This is a genomic window from Deltaproteobacteria bacterium, assembly GCA_028818775.1.
Lineage (GTDB): Bacteria > Desulfobacterota > Binatia > UBA9968 > JAJDTQ01 > JAJDTQ01.
Genome location: JAPPNE010000115.1, coordinates 1 through 9,118, shown reverse-complemented (window position 1 = coordinate 9,118; position 9,118 = coordinate 1). Strand labels below are relative to the sequence as shown.

Annotated in this window: 12 protein-coding genes and 1 tRNA gene; 11 read left to right on the top strand and 2 right to left on the bottom strand. The window is 66.2% G+C overall.

Annotation, left to right across the window (positions count from 1 at the left end; translation table 11 throughout):
* The first annotated feature begins 111 nt into the window (after nt 1-111).
* The 11 genes from OXU42_13245 (at nt 112) to rplI (ending at nt 7,997) form a co-directional block, all read left to right on the top strand.
* Nucleotides 112-465, top strand: coding sequence for a hypothetical protein (locus OXU42_13245; protein MDE0030353.1), 354 nt, complete (start codon nt 112-114; stop codon nt 463-465).
* 38 nt (nt 466-503) lie between these two features.
* On the top strand, nt 504-788 hold the full coding sequence (gene spoVG / locus OXU42_13240) for a septation regulator SpoVG (protein MDE0030352.1): 285 nt from the start codon (nt 504-506) through the stop codon (nt 786-788).
* 34 nt (nt 789-822) lie between these two features.
* Nucleotides 823-897, top strand: a tRNA-Gln gene (locus OXU42_13235).
* Between the two features lie 81 nt (nt 898-978).
* Entirely contained in the window at nt 979-1,929 is a 951-nt protein-coding gene (locus OXU42_13230) for a ribose-phosphate pyrophosphokinase (protein MDE0030351.1), read from the top strand.
* A gap of 37 nt (nt 1,930-1,966) precedes the next feature.
* A complete protein-coding gene (locus OXU42_13225; protein ID MDE0030350.1) occupies nt 1,967-2,623 on the top strand; it encodes a 50S ribosomal protein L25 in 657 nt (218 codons plus the stop codon).
* Between the two features lie 67 nt (nt 2,624-2,690).
* A complete protein-coding gene (gene pth, locus OXU42_13220; protein MDE0030349.1) occupies nt 2,691-3,257 on the top strand; it encodes an aminoacyl-tRNA hydrolase in 567 nt (188 codons plus the stop codon).
* A gap of 44 nt (nt 3,258-3,301) precedes the next feature.
* Complete coding sequence (locus OXU42_13215; protein MDE0030348.1) at nt 3,302-5,350, top strand: sodium-translocating pyrophosphatase; 2,049 nt, start codon at nt 3,302-3,304, stop codon at nt 5,348-5,350.
* A gap of 174 nt (nt 5,351-5,524) precedes the next feature.
* The gene (gene rpsF, locus OXU42_13210) at nt 5,525-6,118 is read left to right on the top strand and encodes a 30S ribosomal protein S6 (protein ID MDE0030347.1); all 594 of its coding nucleotides are present in this window, start codon (nt 5,525-5,527) and stop codon (nt 6,116-6,118) included.
* Nucleotides 6,119-6,174: 56 nt separating this feature from the next.
* Nucleotides 6,175-6,453: a 30S ribosomal protein S18 gene (rpsR, locus tag OXU42_13205; GenBank protein MDE0030346.1), complete on the top strand. Its 279-nt coding sequence runs from the start codon at nt 6,175-6,177 to the stop codon at nt 6,451-6,453.
* A 31-nt stretch (nt 6,454-6,484) separates the two neighbouring features.
* Entirely contained in the window at nt 6,485-7,429 is a 945-nt protein-coding gene (locus OXU42_13200) for a DUF2232 domain-containing protein (GenBank protein ID MDE0030345.1), read from the top strand.
* Between the two features lie 10 nt (nt 7,430-7,439).
* Nucleotides 7,440-7,997 carry a 50S ribosomal protein L9 gene (gene rplI, locus OXU42_13195; protein ID MDE0030344.1) on the top strand — a complete coding sequence of 186 codons (558 nt, stop codon included), beginning with the start codon at nt 7,440-7,442 and terminating at the stop codon, nt 7,995-7,997.
* 58 nt (nt 7,998-8,055) lie between these two features.
* Here the strand turns inward: rplI and OXU42_13190 are convergent, their stop codons facing one another.
* Nucleotides 8,056-8,979 (bottom strand): transketolase family protein, encoded by a 924-nt coding sequence (locus OXU42_13190; protein MDE0030343.1) that lies wholly within the window; start codon nt 8,977-8,979, stop codon nt 8,056-8,058.
* 29 nt (nt 8,980-9,008) lie between these two features.
* The coding region (locus tag OXU42_13185; protein MDE0030342.1) for a transketolase at nt 9,009-9,118 on the bottom strand (110 nt) is incomplete at its 5' end.

The following is a 9,118-nucleotide window of genomic DNA, read 5'->3' as shown; positions in this document are numbered from 1 at the left end:
GGGGGGGGGGGGGGGGGCCCGCGCGCCCCCCCCCCCCCCCCCCCCCCCCCCCCCCGCGCCCGCGGCATCGGCGAGCAGCTGAGCCCGGCGGGCGCGCTGCCCCGGCTGTGGATGGTGGTGCTCTTCCCCGGCTTCCCGGTCTCCACGGCCTGGGTCTACCGCAACTTCCGGTTCAAGTTGACAAAACCGTCCAACAATAATAACTTGATCGAAAATCTGGGCACTCCCCACGAAGTGGCTCGGGTCATGGTAAACGACCTCGAATCGGTAACCATCGGCCGCTATCCGCGCATTGCTCACCTCAAACAGCGGCTCGACGACAAGGGGGCAATCGGCAGTCTCATGAGCGGAAGCGGCTCGGCGGTTTTCGGCGTTTTCGCGGACGAGGCGCGGGCGAGAAGGGCATTCACGGGCTTCAGGGGCGAAAAAGACGTTCGGGCGTATCTGGCTTTTTCGCTGACATAAGGGCGAGCCGTCCGTCGCATGACGGAAAGGAGGTCCCTGTGGAGGTCACGGAAGTCAAGGTCTTTCCCGTGGAGGAGGATAAGCTCAAGGCTTATGTGACCATCACCCTGGACGATTGCTTCGTGGTTCGCGACATCAAGGTGATTCGCGGGACCTCGGGTCTTTTCGTCTCAATGCCGAGCAAGAAGCGCCGGGACGGGACCTACAAGGACGTGGCGCATCCGCTCAACAGCGAGACCCGCCGGATGCTCGAAGAAAGGATCATTGCCGCGTACAGAGAAGTCGTATCGAGCGACACGGGCCAGGACCGGGACGAACATTAGACCTCCCGGGGATTGTGGGCGCCAACGGGTCGGGTGGGCGGTCGCCAAGTGGTAAGGCCCCGGATTTTGGATCCGGTATTCGAAGGTTCGAATCCTTCCCGCCCAGCCAAGCTCTCTCCTCGGGCAGGCCGGCGCGCCGTCAAGGCACAACGGCGCCGGCGAGTCTCTCACAACAACGCGGGTCGATGACATGGGATCGTTGCACGATGAAATGAGAATCTTCGCGGGTAATTCCAACCCCCCGCTGGCGCGCGACATTTGTCACGGTCTCGAGATCCCGTTGGGGGAAGCGTTGGTGGAGACGTTCAGCGACGGCGAGATCCGGGTGGAGATCAAGGAGAACGTGCGCGGCTGCGACGTCTTCGTGATCCAGTCGACCTGCGCGCCGGGCAACGACAACCTGATGGAGCTGCTGATCATGCTGGACGCGTTCAAGCGCGCGTCCGCCAAGCGCATCACCGCCGTCATCCCCTACTACGGTTACGCGCGGCAGGACCGCAAGGTCGCGCCCCGGGTGCCCATCAGCGCCAAGCTCGTGGCGGATCTCATCACCACGGCAGGCGCCTCGCGGATGCTCACCATGGACCTCCATTCCGGTCAGATCCAGGGTTTCTTCAACATCCCGGTGGACAACCTGTACGCCGCCCCGGTGCTGCTCCAGTACCTGTCGAGCCGCTTCGGGGGAGAGGGACTGATCGTCGTGTCTCCGGACGCCGGCGGCGCCCAGCGCGCGCGCGCCTTCGCCACGCAGCTCAACGTGTCCCTGGCGGTCATCGACAAGCGCAGGGCCGACGCCAACGTGGTCGAGGAGATGAACATCATCGGCGAGGTGAAGGGCAAGACCGCCATCCTGGTGGACGACATGGTGGACACCGCCGGGACCATTGCCATGGCCGCCGAAGCGCTCATACGGGCCGGTGCCAGGAAGGTCGTCGGCTGCTGCACCCACGCCATCTTCTCGGGAAAGGCGCTGGACCGGATCAACGATTCGCCCATGGAAGAAATGGTCGTGACCGACACCATACCGGCCGGCGACAAGACGGCCCGGTGCGAGAAGATCAAGCCCCTGTCGGTGGCGCCTCTGATCGGCGAAGCCATCCGCCGCACGCACCTGGAGCGTTCCATCAGCTCCCTTTTCTGATCGACATACCCGCGGTTCTCAGTCAGGAGGTTCAGTTTTGGAAACAGTCGAAGTACCTGTTGAGACGAGGCAGGCCGGCAACAAGCGCGACGCCGGCCGGCTGCGTCGTAACGGCAAGCTCCCCGGCGTGGTTTATGGCCGGGGCACGGAAGGGTTCGCGGTGCAGGTGGACAACCTCGAGTTGCGCCGCCGTGTGGGACACCTGGAAGGCTCCCATCTGTTGCGCCTCAAGTCCGACGCCGGCGCGGTGGACGGCAAGCTCGTGCTCATCAAGCAGGTCCAGTACAACCCGGTGACACACGCCATCGCCCATATCGATTTCTACGAGGTGGACGTATCCAGGAAAATCACCCTGATGGTGGGCCTCCATTTCGTCGGACGAGCCGAGGGCGTGGTCCACGGCGGGGTCTTGCAGCCCATCATGCGGGAGCTGGAGGTGGAGTGCCTGCCGCTGGACATTCCGGCGGAGATCGAGGTGGACGTTTCGGCGTTGGAGATCGGGCACAGCCTCAAGGCCGGGGACCTCACGCTGCCGCCCAACGTGGTCAACAACACCCCGGATTTGACGCTCGTGTCGGTGCTGGCACCGACGGTCTCCACGTTGCCGGAAGAGGAGGGGGCGGAACTCGAAGGCGAGGCGGCCGAGGAACCGACGGAAGGCGCCGGGGAGTCGGCGGAACAGACCGAAGAGTGATTCCGACGGACGTTGCCGGCAACGGGGAGCGGCGCGTCTGCGCGCGCTTCCATCCCAGGACATCGTAGTGAAGCTCGTCGTGGGCTTGGGCAACCCGGGCCGGCGTTATGCGCGCACACGGCACAACCTCGGGTTTCTGCTGCTGGACCGCATCGCCGACGCCACGGACACCCGCATCGGCGAGGAGCGTTGCGAGTCCCTGGTGGGCAGGGGACGGTGGGACCAGGAATCCCTGGTGCTCGCCAAGCCCCAGACCTACATGAACAACAGCGGCCTGGCGGTCGCGGCGCTGGTGAAGCGCTTCCAGGTCCGCGGCGCGGACCTGGTGGTGGCCTACGACGACCTGGACCTGCCATTCGGACGGTTGCGCATCCGTTGCGGCGGCTCCGCCGGCGGTCACCGGGGCCTGGCGTCGATCCTGCAGTACGTGGCCGATAGCGGTTTCGTCCGGCTGCGCATGGGCATCGGCCGTCCGCCGGCCGGCGTGGACGCGGTGGATTACGTGCTGAGCCGCTTCTCGCCCGAGGAAGAGGGCGCGTTGGACGGCGTGTTGACCAAGGCCGCGGAGGCCTTGGAAGCCATCGTGTTCAAGGGCCCGGTATGGGCCATGGAGAACTTCAACCGAGTTGCTTAGCGGTGTCTCGCGCATCGGACGGACACCACACCAGAGGAGGCGTTATGGAGGGTTTAGCGGTCTGGGCTCCGCCACTGGGCGCGGTCGGACTGATCATCGCGTACGGAGCCTATCGCTCCATCATCAAGGTCGGGGTCAAGGACGCGAACATGCAGTCCGTCAGCGACTCCATCTACGAAGGCGCCATGGCCTTCCTGAAGCGCGAGTACACGGTGCTGGCGGTGTTCGTGGTGGTGGTGGCGCTGCTCCTCGCGTGGCAGCTCGGTGTGGTCACCGCGGTGGCGTTCTTCGCCGGCGCCGTGTGCTCGGTCATCGCCGGGTTCCTGGGGATGAAGGCGGCCACCCGCGCCAACGTGCGCACCTCCCAGGCGGCCGCCGAGGGCGGCCAGGCGGCGGCGCTGCTCATGGCCTTCAACGGCGGTTCGGTGATGGGTCTGTCGGTGGCGAGCCTCGGCCTGCTCGGCGTGGGCCTGCTCTTCCTGGCCTACGGCGACCCGGACAACGCCCAGAACATCAGCGGTTTCGCCATGGGCGCCAGCTCCATCGCGCTGTTCTCCCGTGTCGGCGGCGGCATCTACACCAAGGCCGCGGACGTGGGCTCCGATCTCGTGGGCAAGGTCGAGGCCGGGATTCCGGAAGACGACCCGCGCAATCCCGCGGTGATCGCCGACAACGTCGGCGACAACGTGGGCGACGTCGCCGGCATGGGCGCGGACCTGTTCGAGTCCTACGTCGGCTCGGTCATCGCCTCCATCGCCATCGCCGCCACCATCGCGCCGGAAACCCTCGCCGCGCTGTTCTCGGCGCAGACGCCAGCGGCCCGCTCCACGTTGATGGCGTTGCCGCTGGTGCTCGCGGTCCTCGGGCTCATCGCCTCGGTCATCGGCATCTACTCCATGCGCGTGTTCAAGAACATCAACCCGCAGTCCGCGCTGCGCGGCTCCACCTTCCTCACCACGGTGCTGTTCCTGGCCGGGGCGCTGGTGCTCATCCTCGCCCACGGCGTCACCATCGGTGTCTTCTGGGCGGTGCTCGCGGGTTCGCTGGGCGGCATCCTCATCGGTCTCATCACCGAGTACTACACCTCGGCCAAGCCGGTGCAGCGCATCGCCGAGGCGAGCCGCACGGGCCACGCCACCAACATCATCCACGGCCTGGCCGTGGGCCTGGAGAGCGTGGCCTTGCCCGTGGTGGTCATCGCCGTCGCCATCTGGGTGTCCTACGCCACCGCCGAGCTCTACGGCATCGGCGTGGCCGCGGTGGCCATGCTGGCCACGGTGGGCATCACCATGAGCGTGGACGCCTACGGCCCCATCGCCGACAACGCCGGCGGCATCTCCGAGATGTGCGGCCTGGGACCCGAGGTGCGCGAGATCACCGACGGGCTCGATTCGCTGGGCAACACCACGGCGGCCATCGGCAAGGGCTTCGCCATAGGCTCGGCGGCGCTCACCGCGCTGGCGCTGTTCTCCGCCTATACGCGGACCGTGGACGCCGAGCTGGCCGCGGCGGGGCAGCCGCCGGTGCAGATCCTGGTGACCTCGCCCGAGGTGGTGGTGGGCCTGTTCATCGGCGGCCTGATTCCGTACCTCATCGGCGCCATGACCATGACCGCCGTGGGGCGGGCGGCCGGCAGGATGATCGACGAGATCCGCCGGCAGTTCCGGGAGATCCCCGGACTCCTGGAAGGGCGCGAGGGGGTCAAGCCCGACGCGGCGAGCTGCGTGGACATCTCCACGCGCGCGGCCATCAAGGAGATGGTGGTGCCGGGCCTCGTGGCGGTGGTGGTGCCGGTGGCGGTGGGCTTCGGCCTCGGGCCGGTGGCGCTGGGCGGCACCCTGGCCGGCGCCCTGGTTTCAGGCGTGCTGCTGGCGCTGCTCATGTCCAACGCGGGCGGTGCCTGGGACAACGCCAAGAAGTACATCGAGCGGGGCGACCTCGCCGACGAGGCGAAGGGCGGAGAGGCGCACAAGGCGGCCGTGGTGGGCGACACCGTCGGCGATCCGTTGAAGGATACCTCGGGGCCGTCCATGAACATCCTGATCAAGCTCATGTCGGTGGTGTCGCTGGTCATCGCGCCGCTGCTGGTGTGAGACGGATGGTTGTAATGGGCCTACCCCTGTGTTAGTTAAGGAAGGCCCGTATCGGTTGAAATGGCGTCCTCCATGGGCGCCATTTCAGATGTTGGGGCAGGAACGGAAAGGCGCCGGACAATCGGTTCCGGGCCAATAATGTCGGACAAGGAGTTCCGATAATCTCGACGGACCATGACTGACGAAACGACCCATTACGAGACGCTCTTCATCGTCCACCCGGTTCACAGCGGCAGGAACCAGGACCTTTGGGACCGCTTCCGGGGGGTGCTGGAAGGGCAGGGCGCCACGGTGACGCACTTCGAGGAATGGGGCATGCGCGACCTCGCCTACCCCATCGAGAAGCAGAGCCGGGGGCTCTACAACCTGGTGCAGTACCAGGCGTCCGCGGGGACGAGCGAAGAGCTTGAACGGGTGATGCGCCTGAGCGACGAAGTCATCCGTTGCATGACCGTGGTGCTCGACGAAGACGTGCGGTCCCTGGCGCGCCCGGAGGAGGCCGCGCGGGCGGCGGAGGCCGAGCCGGAGGTCGAGCCCGCGCAAGCGGCGGAAGCGGCACAGGAAGCCGCACCTGTGCAGGCGGTCGAACCCGAGCCGGCCGCTGAACCGGAACCGGAACCAGCCGCGGAACCCGAGCCGGCGGCTCCGCCCGTGGAGACCGCGGCAGCGCCGGAGGCGCCGGCGGACTCCTCGCCGTCAGAGCCTGCGGAGCCACCGCCGGCAGCCACGGAGGCGACGGAGAACGCGCAGGAAGAGTTGAAGGAGTAGCGTCTTCCCCGCGGCGCGGACCGACGAACAAGAACTGCGGGATGAACTGAGGGATAATGGCAGAATATCGTGGGAGAAGAGGTTCGGGTGGTGGCGATGCGCCGCCCCGCCGGCGCGGCGTATCGCGCCGGAAGGTGTGCCGTTTCTGCGCCAACAAGGATCTGCGCTTCGACTACAAGGATACCAAGCTCCTCAGCGGGTTCATGACGGAACGGGGCAAGATCACTCCGAGCCGCATCACCGGAACCTGTTGCTGGTGTCAACGACGCCTGGCAAAAGCGATCAAGCGCGCCCGCCTGGTAGCGTTACTTCCCTATACCACCGTCAAGCTCTGACCCGGCGCCTCCGTCGCCCGGAGATCGGCTTATGAAGGGGCTGGACACGCTCACGGGGTTCGGGCTGGGGCTGGCCGCGACCCTGCTGCTCTTCTTTGCGGGGTTGAGGGTGCCCTTTCTCGGGCTCGCGGCAGTGCCGCTGGTCGTCTATCCGGCGCTGTTCGTGGGCGTCAGGCTGGGGCGTCAGCCGGGACAACTGCTGCCGTTGGCGGTCGCCGTGTGCGTCTACGCGCTGGCCGGACTGGAAGCCGCGGCCGCGTACCTGGTGTTCGCGCTGGTCACCTACCTGCTGTTCTTCTCGTTCGGAAGGGGCTGGAACCTCGCAACGGTGGTGAGCGGCACCGCCGGCCTGACGATGGCGGCCATGCTGGTGACCGCGGCCGCATTGGCGGGCTCACTCTCCGCGCTCTGGACCGCGCTTCAGACCGGCGCGGAGGCCCAGGTACTCATGACCCTGGAAGTGTACGAGCGGGTGGGCCTCCCGGACGAGACCATCGAGTACCTCCGGGAACACGCGGGCGAGATGGCGGCGCTTTTCGTGCGCATGCTGCCGGGCATGATCTTCTTCATGCTGGTGATCGTGGTGCTGGCCAATCTGGCCCTGCTGTCGTGGCATTTCCCGCAGTATCGCTCGTTTTTCTGCCACGTGGGAGACCTCAAGGAATGGAAGTCGCCGGACCACATGGTGTGGTTCCTCCTGGCGCCGGGCATCGCGCTTTTCCTTCCCCTCGGAGACGCGTTGCGGGCGTTGGCTCTGAACCTGGTGCTCATATGCACGGTGTTCTACTTCTTCCACGGGCTGGCCATCGTGTCGTATTACTTTCATTACAAGAAGGTCCCGATGTTTTTTCGCGTTCTGGGATATCTGCTCATCGTCTTCGAGCAGATTCTCACGGTGCTGGTCATCGGCCTGGGGTTCTTCGACCTCTGGGGCGACTTCCGTCGTCTCAAGCGGGGCACCGAGGGCCTGACCTGAAGGAGAGTCGATGGAAGTCGTATTGAAGGAAGACATTGAGAACCTCGGCCACATGGGCGACGTGGTCAAGGTCAAGGACGGTTACGCCCGCAACTACCTGCTCCCCCGAGGTTTGGTGGTGCTGGCCGACAAGAAGAGCCTCAAGGCCCTGGAGCACGAGCAGCGCATGATCGCCCAGCGCCGCGAGCGCCTCAACAAGGAAGCCCAAGGCATCAGCGACCAGCTCTCCAAGGTCTCCCTTGAGTTCACCGTCAAGGTGGGCGAGGAAGGCCGCCTCTTCGGCTCCGTCACCAACATGGACATCGAGAAGGCCCTGAAAGAGCAGGGCGTCGACGTCGAGCGCCGCCGCATCATGCTGGAGGCGCCCATCAAGAGCGTGGGCGAGTACGACGTGCCCATCCGGCTGAGGCCGGAGGTGACGCCGAGCATCAAGGTGAAGGTGGTGTCGGAGGATGGGCCGGAGGGCGGCGAGGTTGCTGCTGCCGAAGCGCAATCAGCCGAGGTAGAGAAGGGCGAAGCGCCGTCAGGCGACGGTGCGGAAACGGCTACGGAACCGCAAGCCACGTAGGCTGGTCCGGGCGATAATCAAGGCGGGACGAACCGGCCCTCCGGGCCGCGCGCAATCGCTAATCCATCAACTCCATCGCCGCCGCGCTGACGTGCTCGGCGGAGAGTCCGTATTTCCCATACAGACCCTCGGTGTCGCCGGATTCGGCGAACTCGGTGACGCCGACGCGACGGACGCGGCCGCGTCCGAGTTCGGCCACGGCTTCGGACACCGCGCTGCCGAGGCCGCCGTGGATGCCGTGGTCTTCGACGGTGACGATCTTGCCGTGGCTTGAAGCGATGGACTCGATGAAGTCGGTGTCGATGGGCTTGAGGGTGTGGATGTTGACCACTTGGGCGTTGATTCCTTGGGCGGCCAGCAGTTCGGCGGCTTTGAGGACGTTCTCCATGACGGCGCCGGTGCCCACCAAGGACACGTCCGCGCCTTCCCGCAGCACCACGGCCTTGCCGAAACGGAACTCGTAGCCCTCGCCGTTGACGTCGGCGACCTTCTGGCGGGTGAGGCGGAGGAAGACGGGGCCGTCGTGTTGCGCGATGTACTCCACGGCGCCACGGGTCTCGACCGCGTCGGCGGGCTGCACCACGGCCATGTTGGGCAGGGTGCGCATGAGGCCCACGTCCTCGGTGGCCATCTGGCTGTAGCCGTCCTCGCCGATGCCGATGCCGGCGTGAGTGCCGACGATCTTGACGTTGGCGCGGTTGTAGGCCACGGCCATGCGGATCTGCTCGAAGCGGCCCACCACGAAGCAGGCGAAGCTGCAGATGAACGGGATCTTGCCGGCCAGGGCCATGCCGGCGCCGACGCCCACCATGTTGCCCTCGGCGATGCCGACGTCGAAGAAACGCTCGGGATGCTTGCGCGAGAACTCGTCGGTCATGGTGGACTTCCGGAGGTCGGCGTCGAGGACGACGATGTCCGGATTGTCGTCGGCCAGCCGGGTGACGGTCTCGCCGAAGGTGACGCGTGTTGCGGTTGCGCTCATGTGCTGTTCCTCGTTCCGGTCCGTCGCCGCTAGCCGCCGTTGACGATCTCCTCGATGGCCCTTTCGCCTTCCTCGCGGCTGGGGGCCTTGCCGTGCCACTCCCAGCGGTTCTCCATGAAGCTGACCCCTTTGCCCTTGA